The 18,062-nt window shown below is 70.4% G+C and carries 17 protein-coding genes and 1 pseudogene; 14 read left to right on the forward strand and 4 right to left on the reverse strand.

From position 1 onward, the window contains the following. Positions 1–24: 24 nt before the first annotated feature. Together ACFV20_RS06995 and ACFV20_RS07000 are read right to left on the reverse strand one after the other, a co-directional pair. A complete protein-coding gene (locus ACFV20_RS06995; protein WP_385653295.1) occupies positions 25–357 on the reverse strand; it encodes a metal-sensitive transcriptional regulator in 333 nt (110 codons plus the stop codon). Further along, positions 354–3,170, reverse strand: a complete 2,817-nt coding sequence (locus tag ACFV20_RS07000) for a heavy metal translocating P-type ATPase (protein WP_385653296.1) — start codon at positions 3,168–3,170, stop codon at positions 354–356. The genes ACFV20_RS06995 and ACFV20_RS07000 overlap by 4 nt, the downstream gene beginning before the upstream one ends. Positions 3,171–3,373: 203 nt before the next feature. Between ACFV20_RS07000 and ACFV20_RS07005 the strand changes: the two genes are divergently transcribed. From ACFV20_RS07005 to ACFV20_RS07040, 8 genes are all read left to right on the forward strand, one after another. Beyond that, positions 3,374–3,637 (forward strand): SHOCT domain-containing protein, encoded by a 264-nt coding sequence (locus ACFV20_RS07005; RefSeq protein WP_385653297.1) that lies wholly within the window; start codon positions 3,374–3,376, stop codon positions 3,635–3,637. 52 nt (positions 3,638–3,689) lie between these two features. Then, the gene (locus ACFV20_RS07010) at positions 3,690–3,944 is read left to right on the forward strand and encodes a DUF2933 domain-containing protein (protein WP_385653298.1); all 255 of its coding nucleotides are present in this window, start codon (positions 3,690–3,692) and stop codon (positions 3,942–3,944) included. 30 nt (positions 3,945–3,974) lie between these two features. Continuing rightward, positions 3,975–4,256 (forward strand): hypothetical protein, encoded by a 282-nt coding sequence (locus ACFV20_RS07015; protein ID WP_385653299.1) that lies wholly within the window; start codon positions 3,975–3,977, stop codon positions 4,254–4,256. Beyond that, positions 4,249–4,947 (forward strand): methyltransferase family protein, encoded by a 699-nt coding sequence (locus ACFV20_RS07020; RefSeq protein ID WP_385653301.1) that lies wholly within the window; start codon positions 4,249–4,251, stop codon positions 4,945–4,947. The genes ACFV20_RS07015 and ACFV20_RS07020 overlap by 8 nt, the downstream gene beginning before the upstream one ends. A gap of 5 nt (positions 4,948–4,952) precedes the next feature. Beyond that, on the forward strand, positions 4,953–5,243 hold the full coding sequence (locus ACFV20_RS07025; RefSeq protein ID WP_385653303.1) for a hypothetical protein: 291 nt from the start codon (positions 4,953–4,955) through the stop codon (positions 5,241–5,243). A 29-nt stretch (positions 5,244–5,272) separates the two neighbouring features. Further along, positions 5,273–6,700: an ATP-binding cassette domain-containing protein gene (locus ACFV20_RS07030; RefSeq protein ID WP_385653305.1), complete on the forward strand. Its 1,428-nt coding sequence runs from the start codon at positions 5,273–5,275 to the stop codon at positions 6,698–6,700. 62 nt (positions 6,701–6,762) lie between these two features. Beyond that, complete coding sequence (locus ACFV20_RS07035) at positions 6,763–6,906, forward strand: hypothetical protein (protein WP_385653307.1); 144 nt, start codon at positions 6,763–6,765, stop codon at positions 6,904–6,906. Between the two features lie 62 nt (positions 6,907–6,968). Continuing rightward, positions 6,969–9,482, forward strand: a complete 2,514-nt coding sequence (locus ACFV20_RS07040; protein ID WP_385653309.1) for a heavy metal translocating P-type ATPase — start codon at positions 6,969–6,971, stop codon at positions 9,480–9,482. Between the two features lie 212 nt (positions 9,483–9,694). Here ACFV20_RS07040 and ACFV20_RS07045 read toward each other — a convergent pair whose 3' ends face one another. Continuing rightward, positions 9,695–11,305, reverse strand: a complete 1,611-nt coding sequence (locus ACFV20_RS07045) for a multicopper oxidase family protein (RefSeq protein WP_385653311.1) — start codon at positions 11,303–11,305, stop codon at positions 9,695–9,697. Between the two features lie 678 nt (positions 11,306–11,983). Here ACFV20_RS07045 and ACFV20_RS07050 point away from each other — a divergent pair. The 3 genes from ACFV20_RS07050 to ACFV20_RS07060 all read left to right on the forward strand — a co-directional run bounded on the left by ACFV20_RS07050 (position 11,984) and on the right by ACFV20_RS07060 (position 14,677). Next, positions 11,984–12,907, forward strand: a complete 924-nt coding sequence (locus tag ACFV20_RS07050) for a DUF5134 domain-containing protein (RefSeq protein ID WP_385653313.1) — start codon at positions 11,984–11,986, stop codon at positions 12,905–12,907. Positions 12,908–13,113: 206 nt separating this feature from the next. Then, the gene (locus ACFV20_RS07055) at positions 13,114–13,545 is read left to right on the forward strand and encodes a hypothetical protein (protein WP_385653315.1); all 432 of its coding nucleotides are present in this window, start codon (positions 13,114–13,116) and stop codon (positions 13,543–13,545) included. A 466-nt stretch (positions 13,546–14,011) separates the two neighbouring features. After that, complete coding sequence (locus ACFV20_RS07060; RefSeq protein ID WP_385653317.1) at positions 14,012–14,677, forward strand: hypothetical protein; 666 nt, start codon at positions 14,012–14,014, stop codon at positions 14,675–14,677. A gap of 195 nt (positions 14,678–14,872) precedes the next feature. Here the strand turns inward: ACFV20_RS07060 and ACFV20_RS07065 are convergent. Then, positions 14,873–15,311: pseudogene (locus tag ACFV20_RS07065) on the reverse strand (MFS transporter); the annotation flags it as partial. Between the two features lie 525 nt (positions 15,312–15,836). Here ACFV20_RS07065 and ACFV20_RS07070 point away from each other — a divergent pair. The 3 genes from ACFV20_RS07070 (at position 15,837) to ACFV20_RS07080 (ending at position 17,970) form a co-directional block, all read left to right on the forward strand. Next, complete coding sequence (locus ACFV20_RS07070; RefSeq protein WP_385653319.1) at positions 15,837–16,370, forward strand: DUF4396 domain-containing protein; 534 nt, start codon at positions 15,837–15,839, stop codon at positions 16,368–16,370. A 167-nt stretch (positions 16,371–16,537) separates the two neighbouring features. Then, the gene (locus ACFV20_RS07075; RefSeq protein WP_385653321.1) at positions 16,538–16,945 is read left to right on the forward strand and encodes a four-helix bundle copper-binding protein; all 408 of its coding nucleotides are present in this window, start codon (positions 16,538–16,540) and stop codon (positions 16,943–16,945) included. 290 nt (positions 16,946–17,235) lie between these two features. Beyond that, positions 17,236–17,970, forward strand: coding sequence for a hypothetical protein (locus tag ACFV20_RS07080; RefSeq protein WP_385653323.1), 735 nt, complete (start codon positions 17,236–17,238; stop codon positions 17,968–17,970). The last annotated feature ends 92 nt before the right edge of the window (positions 17,971–18,062 follow it).

Here is an 18,062-nt window from a genome sequence, read left to right on the forward strand (position 1 = left end):
GTGCGACCGCGTCGGCAGGTGCGCTCACAGGCGCAGTGTGCGGCGCAGGGCGCCGGTGAGTTCCTCGAACTTTTCCTCGGCGTGGGCGGGGTCGGTGCGGGCGGCGTCGGTGACGCAGCCGCGTACATGGTCATCGAGCAGGCCGAGGGCGACCTCCTGCAGGGCGCGGCTGGCGGCGCTGATCTGGGTGAGGACGTCGATGCAGTAGCGGTCGTCGGCGACCATGCGGGAGATGCCGCGAATCTGGCCTTCGATCTTGTGCAGCCGGGCGAGGTGGTCGGCCTTGTCGTCGGCGTATCCCGGTGTCGGGATGTGCGGTTCCTGGGCGTGGCGGTGGGTGGTGGGTGTGGTGGTCACCGGGGTTCGCCTCCTTCCTGCGTCGCGCCGGACACGGGGCCGGTAGAGCGCCCCGGGTCGGCGTCGAATGCGGCGGCGCAGTGGGCGGAGCAGAAGTAGTAAGTGCCCGTACCGGTGTTCCGCGAGTGCGCCGCGGCCCCCTCCTCGATGCTCATGCCGCAGACGGGATCCGTAATCGCGCTGCCGTCGGCGCGATGCTCGTGGGCATGGTCGTGCGGGGCAGCGTGGCGGGGTGCAATGGCCGCGGTGCCGTCGGTCGGAGGACGGTCGGTGGCGGATTCGACGCGGGGCCGGACGCTCGCGTACCGGGCGTCCGGCAGCGGCTGGGCGTGCCAGCGGCGCAGCCGAGAAGCGTTGGTGACCACCGACAGGGAGCTGAGCGCCATGGCGGCGGCGGCGATGATCGGGCTGAGGCGCAGGCCCCACAGGGGGTACAGCGCGCCTGCGGCAAGGGGGAGGCCGACCGCGTTGTAGACCAGGGCGAAGAACAGGTTCTGCCGGATGTTGCGCATCGTTGCCCGCGACAGCCGGATGGCGGTGACCACGCCGCTCAGCGAGCCGGAGATCAAGGTGATGTCGGCGGCCTCGATGGCCACGTCGGTGCCGGTGCCGATCGCGAGGCCGACGTCGGCGGCGGCCAGGGCGGGCGCGTCGTTGATGCCGTCTCCGACCATGCCGACCGTGCGGCCCTCCCCCTGCAGCCGGCTGATCTCGTCGGCCTTGTGCTCGGGCAGCACCTCGGCCAGCACCCGGCCGATGCCGACCTGGGCGGCGATCGCGGCGGCGGTGCGCGCGTTGTCACCGGTGAGCATGACGACCTCGACACCCAGGCGCTGCAAGGCGGCGATGGCGGCAGCGGAATCGCGCTTGACCGTGTCCGCCACGGCGAGCACGCCGGCAGGCCTGCCTTCGACCGCGGCGAGGACGGGGGTCTTGCCCGCAGCCGCGAGGTCGGCCGCGACGGGATCCAGTGCGCTGGTGTCGATACCGACATCGCCCAGCAGCCGGGCAGTGCCGACCAGGACGGCGCGTCCGTCGACGGTGGCCTGGACACCCTTGCCGGTGACCGAGTCGAAGCCGGTCGCGGCCGACCACGCCAGCCCACGCTCGCGGACGCCGGCGACGATGGCCTGCGCGAGCGGGTGCTCGCTGTCGGCCTCGGCCGCCGCCAGCAGCCGCAGCAGCCCGGTCTCGTCCATGCCGTCTGCCGGGCGGACGTCGGTCAGGACCGGTTTGCCCTCGGTGACGGTGCCGGTCTTGTCCAGCACCACGGTGTCCAGCTTGTGCGCCGTCTCCAGGGCTTCGGCGGAGCGGATGAGGATGCCCGCCTGGGCGCCCTTGCCGGTTCCGACCATGACGGACAGAGGCGTCGCCAGTCCGAGGGCGCACGGGCAGGCGATGATCAGCACGGCGACCGCCGAGACCAGGGCCAGGGTCAGTGCTGGCGACGGGCCGAGGATGAACCAAATGGCGAAGGTGCCGATCGCGACGGCGATCACCGCGGGCACGAAGTAGGCCGACACCGCATCGGCGAGCCGCTGGATGGGGGCCTTGGACGCCTGCGCCTGCTGAACGAGACGGACAATCTGGGCGAGCATCGTGTCCGCGCCGACCTTCGCCGCCCGGACCCGCAGGGAGCCGGTGCCGTTGACGGTCGCGCCGACGACCATGTCCCCCGCGTGCTTGGTGACCGGCATCGGCTCACCGGTGACCATCGACTCGTCCACCGCGGACGAGCCGGACAGCACCTCGGCATCGACAGGGATCTTCTCCCCGGGCCGGATGACGATCTCGTCCCCAACCGCCACGTCCTCCACCGGAATCTCCGTCTCGGTGCCACCCCGTACGACACGGGCGGTGCGGGCCTGAAGACCGAGCAGGGCCCGGATCGCCTCGCCGGTGCCCGCCTTGGCGCGGGCTTCCAGCAGGCGGCCGAGCAGGATCAGGGTGAGGATGACGCCGACGGCTTCGAAGTAGACCTCGCGTACGTCTTCTGGCAGCAGGCCGGGGGCGAGGGTGACCAGCAGGCTATAGCCGTACGCCGATGAAGTGCCCAACGTGATCAGGGAGTTCATGTCCGCGGCGCGGTGGCGCAGGGTCAGCCAGCCCGTCACGTGGATCGGTCGGCCGGTGTAGAACATCACGGGGGTGATGAGCGCCAGCTGCAACCAGTGGTTGAGCATCGAGCCGGGAACCCAGTCGGCGCCGAAGAGTTCGTGCGCCATCACGGCGAACAGCACCGGGGCGGTCAGCACCGCTCCTACCAGCACTCTGCGGGTCAGGTCCTTGATCTCCGCCTGCCGCTCGGCGGCGTCCGCCGCCTCCGCCTCGGCCGCCGTCCGCTCCTCTCCCCCAGGCGGCCCTTCGACCGTCGGAGCCTCAGGCGTGGTGCCGGTGTCGTGGCCGTCGGCGGAAGGCGGCGGGCCTGCGGAGACGTCGGCGGGTTCGACGACGAGCGTGCCATGGATCATGTTCATGCCGCACGCGAAGCCGAACGAGCCCGGCCGGTCCGGGTTCAGCCGCACGGTGGTACGTGCGTGGGCCGGCAGCCCGGCACCGACCTTGAGGTCGGGGAAAACCACGCGGGAGGTGCACTCACCCGCCTCCTGCCGGTCGAAGACCAACTCCACCGGCGTGCCCTCACGGACTTTGATCAGGTCGGGGCTGTAGCCGCCCCGCACCGTGACCTCCACCCGCTGCACCCCGTCCTCGATCCGGGCGGCGCCTGCCCGACGTGGCCCGAAGAAGAACCAGCCCAGCCCCCCGACCGAGAGCACAGCGGCCACGACCACCACGACGTCGAGGGCATCCATGAGCTGCTCGCCTCCCTCGTCGATTCCTCACTCCACCCTGCGCCGGAGTACCCCTGCCGGGTAGGGGCTGAGCGGCCCACCAATCCGGGACCGTCCGGCCCCAGACCGCCTCACCAGACAGCGGGACGATGAAGGTGAAGGCAAGAAGTCCCGGGAGCCCGTCCAGCGCCCGATCGCCGATAAGCCGAAGCAGGTGAGGGACGATGATGTTCTGGTACGACCACGATGTCAGCGGCTGGGGCTGGTTCGGGATGTCGGTCGGCATGGTCGCGTTCTGGGCGCTGATCATCACGGCCCTCGTGCTGGTCTTCCGTGCCGTCAACCGGCCCCACGAACACACCCACACCCCCGCCGCACCCACACCACAGCAGATCCTCAGTGAGCGGTTCGCCCGCGGGGAGATAGACGAAGAGGAGTACCAGCGTCGCCTGAACGCCCTGCACGCCGGCCCTCTCACCAAATCCTGACCACCGCCCGCACCCTGTTGCGGCCTCTGCCCTCCGCTGAAGGAGGCCCGTGATGAACGACAAGCGCAACTACGGCATGTATGCCCTTGCCGCTGCGATCGTCGTGGTCGGAGCCCTGATCGTCGGTGCGTCGCTGGAAAGCCTCGTCTGGCTCGCCCTCGTGGCGGCCTGCCCGCTGATGATGTTCTTCATGATGCGCAGCATGCACGGTCAGAACATGCACGGCGGCCACGATCAGCACCGCGACGACCGGGACGAAGACCCGCTGCGCAAGCACGACCACCACACCGGGCCGGGGCGGTCCTGACCGCCCCGGCCCGGGCGGGGAGTGAGTGCCATGGTCGCCCTGATCGCCTCGCTGGCCGGGGCGCTGATCCTGGCGGGCGTCGTCTATGACATCGCCCGCCTGATCACCCCGGACGAGCCCTGCCGCCCGCCGCTGGCCCGCCTGCGTGGACGGCGCGCCGCACTGGAGGAAGCCGAACGGTGGCTGGTGGGCCTTCGCCTCCACCACCGCGTCGACGCGGACACCTACCAGCACCGCATGAGCGGCATCGCCCGCGGACAGCGCCGCACCACTGCCGTCCCGACCCATCATGTGGGAGGACATCATGGCTGACGCCGCATACGGACTGTGGCCGCTGGTGGTGCTCAACACCCTGCTGTTCATCGCCTTCGCCGCGAGCTTCTCCCACCCCAAGAGCAAGCGGGACTGGCGGGCGATGGGCGCCTACAGCGCGTTCATGGTGGCGCTGTTCACCGAGATGTACGGCACCCCGCTGACGATCTACCTGCTCGGCAGCTGGCTCGGTTCCCAGTTCCCGCTGCTGAAGGACACCCACGCCGGCGGCCACCTCTGGAACGACCTGACCGGCTGGAGTGGCGACCCGCACCTGAGCCCCTTCCACCTGGCCAGCTATGTCGCCATCGGCGTCGGCTTCTGGCTGATCGCCGCCGCGTGGCGCGTCCTGCACGACGCCGCCCAGCACGACCGTCTGGCGACCACCGGCCCATACGCCCATGTGCGCCACCCGCAGTACGACGGCTTCCTGCTCATCATGATCGGGTTCCTGCTGCAGTGGCCCACCATCCCCACCCTGATCATGTTCCCGGTCCTTGTATACGTGTACGCCCGTCTCGCCCGCAGCGAGGAACGTGAGGTCGCCGAGAGGTTCGGCGCCAACTGGGAGGCGTACGCCGCCCACACCCCCGCCTTCTGGCCCCGCTTCGGAAAGCGCCACGGCGCCCCACCCGTGTCGCACGGCGACCGGCCGCCCACGCCTGAGCACCACACCAGCGCCCGGAGGTGAGGGCCGTGACCGTCCTGGTCTGGGTCCTGATCGCTGTCCAGCTTCTCGTCACCGGGCAGTACGCCTTCCGCATCAGGCGGGTGCGGCATCGCGGCGTGACCAACGCGTACCGGTCCCGGCGCGCGTCGGCACTCGCGGCCGTCTGTGTTCTCCCGCTCGCCCCGCTCCTGGCAACCGACGCACCGCCCGCGGCATGGGGGCTCTGGGGGATCGGCTACACCGCCGCCACACTGGTGCACGCGTTCGCCGACGCCTTCCGTGACATCCCCGCTCGCGCACCGAAGGCCACCGATTGACCACCGCATCCGCAAGTCCAGGAGGGGTCATGCTTCCCACGGGCCACGCCTCCCCGTCCCCGGCGCCACCGGTGCCGCAGCTACCCGTGTTGGAGGCCGCCGGGATCGAGAAGGCGTACCGGCGCGGTGTGTGGCCCGCCCGGCGGAGCCTGCAGGTGCTGCGCGGTGTCGATGTCTCGCTCGCGCCCGGCGAGGTCGTCGGCCTGGTCGGGGAGAACGGCTCCGGCAAGAGCACCCTGATGAAGATCCTCGTCGGCGCGCTGAGCGCGGACGCCAGCGCGGTGTCGTACCAAGGCCGGCTCGGCTGCTGCCCGCAGGAGCCCGTCGTCTACGAACGCCTCACCCGCGACGAGCATTTCGAGCTCTTCGGCCGGGCGTACGGGATGGCTCCCGAGGCGGAGCGCCGCGCCCGCCGGGAGATCTACGAGTCGCTGGGCTTCGAGCGGTATGCCGCGGCCGGTGCCGACCAGCTGTCCGGCGGCACCCTGTCCAAGCTCAACCTCGGGCTCGCTCTGCTGGCCGACCCGGAGGTGCTGATGCTGGACGAGCCGTATGCGGGCTTCGACTTCGACACGTATCTGAGGTTCTGGGAGCTGGTCGCCGAGCGGCGCCGCGCGGGGCGATCGGTGCTGATCATCAGTCACTTCGTGACCGTCGAGGAGCGCTTCGACCGCATCGTGCAGCTGAGGGGTCCTTTGGCCCGCGGCCGCGCTCGCCCTCGCCTGGACCGTCATCGCCGCCACCAGCCGCACCGCCCGCACGCACCGGCAGGCGGGCCAGCTCTCCACCGCCGTACGGATGGGGCTGCGCACAGCGGGCCGCAACCGCGTGCTGTGGGCCCTGCTGATCGCCGTACCAGCGATCTTCATCCTGCTCGCCGCGGTGACCACCCCGGAGAAATACCAGACCATGGTGCTGCCGGAGAACGGCCGCGAGATCACGGTGCGCTTCTGGTTCCCCGACGCCCATCCCGGATTCATGACGCCGGTCGCCATCGCCTCGCTGGCCGCACTCGCAGTCTGCTCACGGCGCGACTGTCCGTCGTCGCCCTGGGCGCGCTGATCGCCACGGCGGCCTCCGTGGCCGTCACGGCCGTTCTGTTCGACGCCCGCCAATGGGCCCTCTACCTCGCCGCCAACGCACTGACGGGCCTCACCTACGGCCTCATCGGCGTGCTGATCGGCTCGCTCTTCGGCCGGGTCGGCGGGGTGTTCGTCGCCTTCCTCGTGCCGTTCCTCGACCTCGGTATCGAGCAGAGCCCCATGCTCAACTCCCAGGTGTCCGGCCTGGACCACGCCCTGCCCGGCTACGGGACCTCCCGGGTCCTGTACGACGCCGCGCTCACCGCCTCCTTCGACGAGACCGGCCCACTACTCATCGCCCTCGCCTGGGTCACCGGCCTCGCCCTCGCCGTCGGCCTGCTGTTCCGCCGCGCCATACACACCGCCGTCAGCTGAGGGTGCGCAATGGACGATGGCGTCCCGCGGCCGGGCGCGCACTGCTGGAAGCAGAAGTGCCCATGCCATTGCTTGACCGCACCTACCGGCGCCTACGCAGAGGGGTCGTGGCGTCCGCCGTCGTGTTGCTGCTGGCCCTCATCGCGCGCACCGTCGAAGTACGGGCTTGGGAGGGCGCCACTGCTCGCCCTGCGAAGGAGAAGTGACTGTGCACGATCATCATCCGGAACACCAAGGCCAGGAGGGGAACACCGGACCCTCCGAGCCCTTGTACGCCCGCACTCCCAAGGAAAGCAGTACGGCGGTGCTGGACGTACGGGGCCTGAACTGGGCCTCCCAGCAGAGCACCGTCACCGCGGTCCTGGGCCGACGGCCCGGTGTGCTCGATGTCGAGGCCAACCCGGTGGCGCAGACGGCGACGGTGGTCTTCGACCCGAGGCGCACGTCCCTGGCGGAGCTGCGCGACTGGATACAGGAATGCGGCCTGCACTGCGCGGGTCAGTCCGTCCCGGCCCACCTCTGCGACCCGATGGCCGAGCCCGATTCACCCGCTCCGACAGCAACGGCACCGAGCGCACCGTCACCGGGCGCGCACGCGCGCCACGCGACCGCGAAGCCCGAGGCGACAGCCGAGCCTCGCGTCCACGAACCGACCGCGCCGACCGGCCCTGAGCATGAGGAAGAGATGCCCTCGCCCCACGAAGTGATGGGCCACGGCGGGCACGGCGCCATGTCGATGGCGGCCATGGTGGCCGACATGCGCAACCGCTTCCTGGTCGCGGCGCTCTTCTCGATCCCCATCGTGATCTGGTCACCGATCGGCGAGGACGTCTTCAACCTGGACGTGCCCGTCCCGTTCGGGCTGCGGGAGGACGTGTGGGCGCTGCTGCTGAGCCTGCCGGTGATCTTCTACTCGTGCACGATCTTCTTCGACGGCGCGATACGCGCCCTGCGGGCCCGCACCCTGGACATGATGGTGCTGGTCGCTGTCGCCGTGGGCTCCGGCTGGCTGTACTCCCTGATCGTCACGCTCACCGGTGGCGGGGACGTCTTCTACGAGGCGGCCACGGTGCTGGCCTCCTTCGTGCTGCTGGGCCACTGGTTCGAGATGCGCGCCCGCGGCGGCGCCAACGACGCCATCCGCGCCCTCCTCGACCTGGCCCCGCCCAAGGCACTCGTGCTGCGCGACGGCGAACCGGTCGAGGTACCCACCGCCGAGGTGGCCGTCGGCGACCTGCTGCTGGTCCGCCCCGGCGCCAAGATCGCCGTCGACGGCGTGGTCGAGGAAGGCACCAGCGAGATCGACGAGTCGATGGTCACCGGCGAGAGCCTGCCCGTGCACAAGGAGCCCGGTTCGCAGGTCGTGGGTGCCACCATCAACGCCAACGGCACGCTGCGCGTGCGGGCGACGAAGGTCGGCACGGACACCGCCCTGGCCCAGATCGTCAAGCTGGTCCAGCAGGCCCAGAACTCCAAGGCCCCGGGACAGCGGCTCGCGGACCGGGCGGCGTTCTGGCTGGTCTTCGTCGCCCTAATCGGCGGGGCCGCGACGCTGGCCGTCTGGCTGCTGGCCACCGACCGCTCCCTCGGTGCCGCCATGCTGTTCGCCATCACCGTCGTGGTCATCACCTGCCCGGACGCGCTCGGACTGGCCACCCCCACCGCGATCATGGTCGGCACCAGCCTCGGCGCCAAGCGCGGCGTGCTGTTCAAGAGCGCCATGGGGCTGGAGACCTCCGCCCGCATCCAGACCGTCGTCATGGACAAGACCGGCACCCTGACCAAAGGCGAGCCGGAAGTCACCGACGTGATCACCGCTCCCGGTATCCACGAAGACGAGCTGCTGCGCCTGGTCGCGGCGGTGGAGCGGGAGTCCGAACACCCCCTCGCCGAAGCCGTCGTACGCCATGCGGAGGCGACACAGCGCGTGACAGAACGCGCGCAGGGGTTCGCGAACGTCCCCGGTCACGGAGCCGTCGCCACCGTGTCCGGCCGCCGGGTCGTGGTCGGCAACCGCCGCCTGGCCGAACGCGAGAGCATCGACCTGACGGAACTCGCGGCGATGCGGGACGAGTTGGCGGCCACCGGCCGTACGGTCGTGATCGCCTCCATCGACGGGCGAGCGGCCGGCCTGATAGGCATAGCCGACGCACCCCGGGAGACCTCCGCCACCGCCGTGGCCGAGCTGCACGCCCTCGGGGTCGAAGTGGTCATGCTCACCGGCGACAACCGGGCCACCGCCGAGCGGATCGCCGAGCAGCTGGGCATCGACACGGTGATCGCCGAGGTCCTGCCGGGCGACAAGGCCGCCAAGGTCGCCGAACTCCAGGCCACCGGCCGCACAATCGCCATGGTCGGCGATGGCGTCAACGACGCCCCCGCCCTGGCCCAGGCCGACCTTGGCATCGCCATCGGCGCGGGCACCGACGTCGCCATCGAGACCGCCGACCTCGTCCTGATGCGCTCCGACCCCCTGGACGTGCCCGCCGCCCTGCGCATCGGCCGCGGCACCCTGCGCAAGATGCGCCAGAACCTGGGCTGGGCCATCGGCTACAACGCCCTCGCCCTGCCCATCGCAGCCGGCGTGTTCGAACCCGCCTTCGGCCTGGTCCTCCGGCCCGAGATCGCGGCCCTGTCCATGTCCGGCTCCAGCATCATCGTCGCAGTCAACGCACTGGCTCTCAAAGGACTGCGCCTGCCGGAAGCGGCCTCCCGCACCATGCCCGCCCCGCCGGCACCGGCCGCCGTCAGCGCCGACGAGCCCATCCGCCGAGCCGCCTAACCTGCGCAGCGGCGTCCGCCTCGCAATACATCAGCGTCGACTGGACCGGTATCTTCATCGGTCCGGCCACGTCTGGCAGTTACTCCTGCATCTGCACGGTCCCCGGGGCCGAGCAGCCGGAAGTTCCCGGCAGGCTCAACAACAGGGACCTCCCACACTCGCCCCCGCGTGCCGGCCGACGGTTCACCGGCCGGCGCACGAGACGGCCGAGTTCACGCCTGGTAGGCCACCAGCGCCATCATTCCGACCTCGCCGTGATAGGCGTTGTGGCAGTGGAGCATCCACTGGCCGGGGTTGTCCGCGTCGAACTCCACCGACAGCGTCTTCTTCGGCAGCACGATCGCGGTGTCCTTGCGCGGGCCGCCGCTGGGGAGCTGGTAGGTGTGGCCGTGCAGGTGCATGGGATGCCACATCTGCGTCGTGTTGACGAAGTCCAGCCGGACCCGCTCGCCCTCCTCGACGAGGATGGGGTTCGCGGACGGGTCGTCCATGTCGAACGCCTTGCCGTTGATGGCCCAGTTGTACCGGGCCATGCCGCCGGTCAGCTCGATGCGGTGCACCCGGTCCGCCTTCTTCGACGCCAGCCGGACGTCATCCGCCGCCTTCAGCTGGGAGGCGGTCAGGATCCTGCCGTTCAGTTCCTTCGGCCGGACGGACGCCTGCGGCGCGCTGCCGGATCCGGTGCGGACCAGGGCCATGCCGCTGGCGTCCTTGCCCTCCGCCAGGGCGATCAGCGGGAAGACGCCGTCGCCGAGAGTGATCAGGACGTCGTAGCGCTCGCCCATGCCGATCAGCAGGGCGTCGACCTGCTGGTGCTCGACCGGGAAGCCGTCGGTGTGGGTGATCGTCAGCTTGTGGCCGCCGAGCGCCACCCGGTACGCCGTGTCGCCGCCCGCGTTGATGATCCGCAGCCGTACACGCTTGCCGGGCTCGCCCCGGTAGACGTCCGGGTCCGCGGGGACGCGTCCGTTGACCAGGTGGTACGGGTACTTCACGTCGCCGGCGTCGCCGCCGAGAAGCTCGCTCTCGGCGCCCATCAGCATGAACTTCATCGACGTCCCGCCGGAGGAGGACGAGGCGGAAGGGGACGCGGAACCGTCGCCCATGTCCATCCCCTCCATGTCCCCCATGTCATGGCCGCCGTGGCCGCTGCCGGAGTCGGAGCCGTGACCCATGTCCATGGCGCCCATGCCCTGGCGCAGCTCGGCGAGGACCTCGTCGGGCGTGCCGGTGACACCGTCGACCCAGTCGTCCAGGACGACGACCCACTCGTCGTCGTACGACAGCGGCTCCTTCGGGTCCTCGACGATCAGCGGCGCGTACAGGCCCCGGTCGAGCTGGACACCTACATGGGGGTGGAAGAAGTAGGTGCCGGGGGCGTCGGTGAGGAAGCGGTAGGTGAAGTTGGAGCCCGCCCGCACCGCCTTCTGGGTGACCGGGGGCACGCCGTCCATGTCGCTGCGCAGGGCGAGGCCGTGCCAGTGGACGGACGTGGTGGTCCTGTTCGGCAGTTGATTGGAGAGTTCGGCGGCCAGCGTGTCGCCGACGGAAAGGCGGATCTCCTTGCCCGGGGCCTGACCGCTGAAGGCCCAGCTCTTGGCCAAGACGCCGCCGAGGTCGAGCGTGGCGGGCGCGGCGGTCAGAGTCACCTTCTGCGTCCTGCCGGTGCTGGGGCGCTTCTTCTCGGTGTCGGCGACGGCCGAGCCGGAGGGGCTGACCAGGGCAGGCGTAGTGCTCGGGCTGCCGCTGCAGGCGGCGAGCGCGCCCGCGCCCGCGGCGCCGAGGCCGGCCAGCAGGACGGAGCGGCGGTTGACGCTGTTCATATCGGTTGTCCTCGATCTCTGTACGCATGGGCAGACGCGGAGACGGCTCCTCGGCGTGAGAAAGCTGCGAGGAGACCGTTGGGCACGGCCTAAATGCGCAACTGAGAGAGAACGGACAGATCCGGGGGTGCCCGGCCCACGGTGCCGGCCGGCGCCGCACCAAGGACCACGGCGCCGTGGGCGTCGAGGCTCCCCGGCGCGGGCGAGTCCGCGGGCGGCACGAGGGTGACCTTGCTGAGGTTCACCGGCGCGCAGTGCTGCATGGCCATGCCGGCACACGGGGCATGCTCGGTGCGGTCCCCGGGGGATGCGGCGAGTGCGGCAGCCGCCGGCTCCGCGGCTGCGACTTCGTGTGCGTGCCCGGACATCCCCCCGGGCACCACGTGCGCGACGGCGGACGACAGTGACGAGGCCGGGGGCGCGGGCGTCGCCTCATGGTGGATCAGTACGGCCAGCGCGGCGAACAGCGCGATGACGGCAGCACGAGTCCAACGGACGATGCCACGAGGGGCACGAGTCCGTGAGGCGAGGGCTGCCGGGACTGCCGTCACTTCACTGGTGCTTCCTGTCGAAAGGACTGCCTGATCAATATACCCCGCAGGGGTAAGGCTGAACACTCGAGGCCTCCCTCACGTACCAAGGGCATCAGTAGTAGTCGGCCCTATACGGAGGGCAGCAATGGGAAGTCCGGCTCTGACCTGGTCACTCGTGGCGGTCTCCGTACTCGTCGCCATGGTGAGCCTGGCCCGGCTTGCGGCGGCCGACAGCAGAGAGGCCCGTTTCGCCGCGGGAGGCGACCTGGTCATGGCCGGGGGCATGGCCGCCATGTTCCTGCCCGCCACCTCGGCGTCCTTCGGGGACCACGGCGTGTTGTGGGTGACGGCGTTCGCCGCCGTCGGCCTCGGCGGGATCCTGCTGTCTGTGCGCCACACACTGCGACACGGCTGGCGCCACGGTCGGCACTGGGCACATCACATCATCGGCAGTGCCGCCATGGTGATCATGACGCTTGCCATGCCCGGCAGCACCTCAGGTCCCGTTCTCGCCCTGGGCACGTCCGGACACGGTCACGGTCACGGTGCGGCGAGCACGGAAGGTTCCCCGGAAGCGACGGGCGCGGCCGGAATGGCGGGGATGGGCCACTCCATGACGGGAATGTCAGGTAACGGCCATTCGGGGATGGCCGGTCACGACATGGCCTCCGCCGGCGCCCAGGCAGCGGCGTCCTCCGGCTCCGCCTCGGTCTGGCGTCTGGTCCTGTTCGGACTCGCCGTGTACTTCGCGCTCTCGATCGCCGCATCCCTGTGGACACGCTTCCGCAGCGCCGACCGGTCCGCCGCGGCGGCAGGCCGCCGCAGTGGCGGGTCCCGCTGGATGCGCCACGTTCTGGCCCTGCCCGACGCGGTGGTCGTGTTCATCGCGTCGCTGGCCGTCTCCGTGTGGGACAGGACCCGGCTGAGGAGCGAAAAGCACCGTTCCCACGCGGCTGCGGGCGGCCGACGCCGCCGACGGGCGCCGGGCACCTCCCCCGGTGCGGCACTGCTGGCCCACATCGGCATGGGCAGCACGATGTCCGCGATGCTGGTCATGATGGCCGCCTGAACCGGACTCCGGGTCGAGGCGCGCGATGCCACGTCATCCGGCGGTGATCTCCGGCTCGACGAGACAACGGCCGCTCGGCTCCGTCGGCGGAGGATCGTGACTCAGTCCTCCCCTCCTTGCCTCACGGGCGTAGAGCACCGGTACGCTGATGCGCCGCGACAGCTGCGGGGGTGTCACGTCGGCACGACGGCGAGATGACGGAGCGTATGAGCAACGGAGCCAGGGCAGGGCGAGGCGCGATCGGGCGTCTGCTCCTCCTGTTGCTGCTCGCTCTCGGTCTGATGCATCTCCTCGCCCACGCGGGCAGCGCCGACACCGGCCATGGGAGCGAAACCGCCGCCCATGTGCACGCACCGCAACAGGCGCAATCCATGCTCGGTGATTCGGCTCCACCTGTGGTGACGACTTCCATGGAGGAGGAGCATCACGGCCTGGAAGGGGCGGCGGAACTGGGCCTTTGTGCCACCGTCCTCGGCTGCTGCGCGCTGCTGGCGGCCGCCCGACGAGGAATCCGCGGACGCGCTGTCGCCCTGCGCAACTCGCTGGTGCGCCTCTACGGGCAACGTTCCGGCCTTCGTCGGCGTCTGCCACCGGCTCGTGCGGGCACCATCGCCCAGTTGGCCATTCTGCGGATCTAGGCCGTCGGCATCGCGCGCAGGCGGCGCGGTCTCCGTCCGAGCGGAGCATGGCCATCCACCGACTTCGGTGGTGCCATGTTCCCGGCTCGCGCGGAGCGTCCGCACGTCCCTGCACCCGAGAAGCGACGCAACCTGCCACGTAAGCCCCGGCGGTCCGGTCGCGTGACTCCGCGTGCCGGCCCACCCGCGAAAGGCCCTCTTCGTGTCTCAGCCCTACCTCGTCGACCGCGCCGGTCTCCCCACCCATCCGCAGGCGCACTCTCCCTACCAGCACCCGCAGCACCCCCACCCGCCGTACCAACCGCGAGCCGCCGCCCACGTCCGTCCGGCGGGTCCGCCCATCGAGGACCGGGCGCCGATGGAACCGCAGCCCGGATCACGTCGGAGCCGGACGTCGGAAGCTGACAATCTGCCACCGTCTGGTGGCCGTCGCGGCGGACGCCGCCGGGCGCCCAGGCGAACGCCGGTGATCGGTGACTACCTCGGCTACGCCACCACCTTCGTCGGCGCGGGCCTGATCAGTGGGGCGGTGGTGCACCACCCGCTGGACCCCGACCGCTACACGGTGATCTCCATGATCGGCGCGCTGGTCTTCCTGGGTTCAACCTTGCTGAACGAATTCGTCCTCAAGCGGCAGCGGCCCAGCGCCTCCAAGGTCGTCGGGGTCGTGCTGTCCTCGCTGGCGCTCTCGTTCGGTATCGGCATGCTCAGCGGCGGGATGCAGCACTTCGAGGACTTCCCCGAGCGGGCGGCCATGCTCATCCCCTTCGGTCTCGCCCTGTCGTTCGTCGCCTATGTGCTGCGCTACCAGACCGCACGCTGGCGCAGCATCGTCGGCCCGACGGGCATCCTCGTCCTCGTCACCGCGGGAATGGCGTTCTTCGGACTGCGCGGCATCGCCGCCGACATGGCCGCGAAGTCCGACGGCGGCGGACACAGCCACGGCCAAGAGGTCACTGGGGACGAGGAGAGCACGGGGCAGGAGTCAGGTCACGGCCACGCCGAGGAGAGCAAGGAGCAGGAGTCGGGGGACGGCCGCGCCGAGAAGAGCGGGACTACGCCATCCCAGTCCTCCCCGAGTACGGACAGCGAGGGAGAGGCCGGACACGCCGACGACAGCCACGGGCACTGAGTCCCTGCCTCGGAGCGACGAGCACGACGCCAGGAGCCGGCAGGCGGTCAGCCATCTGTCGGCTCCCGGCGGGCCGCCCCCGGCCAGCACCGGTCACTGCGGGTGCGGGCCGCCCGTCAGCAAGTCAGGGTCCGGCGGGGCGGGCGCCGTTCGGTGCCGGCCCCTGGACCTGAGGGACCGGGGGGCAGACCGGACAGGCTGCGGCCCGGGGGCGGGAGCCTTCAGGCGGCCGGTGCTGTGCAGGCCGTACAGCGCGGCGCCGCAGGCGAAGCCGAGCACGGTCAGGGAGATCCACGGCAGTGCGGGCATTCCAGCGGCGCGGGCCGCGTCGAGCGCGGTGAAGAGGTTGCCGAGGGTGATGCGGATGCCGCAGATGGTGTTGTGGAGCCCGTAGTGGTGGCGACGAGCCGGTCGCCGGAGAGGCGGACGATGGTGCCCATCTCGAACGGGTAGGCGATCATCGCGCCGATGGCCAGCGCCAGCGCGGCGAGCGTCGGCAGCACCTCGGCGAGCAGCCACAGCCCCAAGTCGGATCCGGTACGGGTATGGCGGTCGCGAGCAGCAGGGGCACGAACGGCAAGCCCATCAGCGCCAGGCCCCGCACGAGTGCCTGGCCGGGCTCGTAGCGGGCCTTGATCCCTGACCGCGGGCTCCGTTCCTGGTGCGCCAAGACGTGCACTCGGGGGTCGGCATCTATCCCGCCCCAAGCCTTGCGCGGCGCGACACCCCCGGGGAGAGGCACCCTCATCCGGCGCCATCTCCGCCACGGTTCTGCGGAGCATCTGGTGACCGCGAGTACACCCCGCGCCGGGCGACGACGCGTCTCCGCTCGTCATCTGCACGAACTGGGTTTGGGGCTTCAGGTCGCCACGGTTCAAGAACATGCGACGCGTGGACCCGCGAGGCGGGCCGGTCTCGGGCGGGGTTGGCGGTGTTCGTAGAGCACCCGTCTTGTTCGCCTCGATGCCGCAAACGGCGTAACCGGGCGGCGGCTGACGGCCGCAATCGCTCACCGGTCCCGGCCGCACCTGGCCCGGGCGGCACCGGCCCCTTGGAGAACCGGCATCACCCTTGCGTGATACCCCCAGGGGGTATATGTTTCGGGAGCGTTGACCCCGGATGGGGCCACGTCATCGGACGGGAATGGGGATAGAAGGTCATGGACCACAGCGCTCACCACGCCGGCCCCCCGCACAACCACACCACGCACGAGGGTCACGGTCATGTCGGCCAGACGGCTCACCATGCCGCCCATGCGGGGGCGTCCTGGGCCATGGCGGTGAAGGCGACGCTGCACTGCCTGACTGGGTGCGCCATCGGCGAGATCCTCGGCATGGTGATCGGCACCGCGCTGCTGTGGGGCAACGTACCCACCATGATTCTGGCGATCGCGCTGGCGTTCCTCTTCGGCTACTCGTTCACCCTGTTCGCGGTGCGTCGAGCCGGCTTGGACCTCAAGTCGGCGCTCAAGGTGGCGCTCGCCGCCGACACGGTCTCCATCGCTGTGATGGAGCTGGTCGACAACGCGATCATCGCCCTGACGCCGGGCGCGATGGACGCTCACCTGTCGGACGGCCTGTTCTGGTCGGCCCTGCTGGGCGGGTTCGCGGTGGCGTTCCTGATCACCACGCCGGTCAACAAGTGGATGATTGGCCGCGGCAAGGGCCACGCCGTCGTTCACGCCTACCACTGACGCACTCCACAGGACCGCGCGCTCGGGGCGCCCCTGGCAGAACAGGGGTGCCCCGAGCGCGTTTGTGTCACCGGGCCCGGCCAACCCGGCAGGGGCCGGCAAGGGGTAGAGGCGCGGCCGTCCCGGCCCGCCACCTTCCGGCACCGATCCGAAGGAGGCGACCGGTGATGACCACGGTCAAGGACATGCTCGCCACCTACCCGGCCGATCTGGGCCAGGTCGACCGCGACAAGCTCACCCGCTGTATCGAGGAATGCATCGCCTGCACCCAGGCGTGTACGGCGTGTGCGGACGCCTGCCTGTCCGAGGGCATGGTCGGTGAGCTCACCAAGTGCATCCGCACCGACATGGACTGCGCGGACATCTGCAACACCACCGCGTCCGTGCTGTCCCGGCACACCGGTTACGACGCCAACGTCACCCGCGCGATCCTCACCGCGTGCGCCACCGCCTGCAAAGCCTGCGCCGACGAATGCTCCGCGCACGCCGACATGCACGAGCACTGCCGCCTGTGCGCGGAAGCCTGCCGCTCCTGCGAGCAGGCATGCAACGACCTCATCCAGGCCCTCGGCTGACTTGGTGGGCCGGACCTGGGACCGCCGGGACCGCCGGGGCCGTCGGCAGGGTGATCCCGGCCGCCCCGGCGTAGACCCTCACGCCGCACCCTGGCACGGCGTGAGGGCTGCCCGGCTGCCGGTCCTCGACGGATCGGTTTGTCCCATGCCGTGTGGCCCGGGCGCCGGCGTGATCGGCTGCGATCTGCCCTCTTTCGGGTGAGGCGGTGCTGCGTTCCTTGAGAGGAAGGCAGCAGCTGGTGATCTCTAAGGACGTCGTTCGGTGACGTCGAGAGGACTGGGGTCTGCTCATGAGCCCGGATACGCATGCTGGCGCAGGGGCGGATACAGCCGGCTCGCAACGCCGCACGCTGACCATCGCCGGCGGGCTCATGCTCGGGGGCTTCCTTCTCAACGTCATCCTCACCGCTGCCCTTCATCCGTCCGGAGAGGAAGACGACCACCCTGCAATCTTCACCGAGTACGCGGACAGCAGCACCTGGATCGCCGTTCATCTCGGCCAGTTCATCGGCGTCCTGGTGACGCTGAGTGGCCTGCTCGTGCTGTACCACGTCCTGCGCTCCGCCGACCAGTCCTTCCTGATCACTCGGCTCGCGGCCGCGGCAGCTGTGGCAACCGCCGCAATCTGGGCTGTGCTGCAAGGGCTGGACGGAGTGGGACTGAAGCAGGCCGTCGACTCCTGGGTCAGCGCCTCCGGATCGGAGAAGCAGATCCGCTTTGCCAACGCCGAGACCGTGCGCTGGCTGGAATGGGGCTTCCAGAGTTACTTCCGCATCCTGCTCGGGCTGACCCTCGCGCTCTTCGGGACAGCGATTCTCACCAGTCGCCGGATCGCAGGCTGGCTGGGCTGGACCGCCCTCGTCGCCGGCGTGTGCTCGGTGATCTTCGGCATCGACGTGGGCTACAGCGGCCTGGCCAGTGGGCTCCAGGACGTCCTCGGTATCGCCATCTTCGTCCTCGTCCTGCTCTTCGCCGCCGGAGTACTCGTCACCGGAGTGCGCGAGCGCGATCAGCACCGCAGGTGAACGAATCACCCGCGCCAGCGGTCAGCGTGCCCCATCTCCCAGGGCGAATGGCTGACCCGCTGTGATTGCAGAGCCTGTCGGCTCCCGGTGGC

The organism is Streptomyces sp. NPDC059696 (assembly GCF_042733745.1).
Classification (GTDB): Bacteria; Actinomycetota; Actinomycetes; order Streptomycetales; family Streptomycetaceae; genus Streptomyces.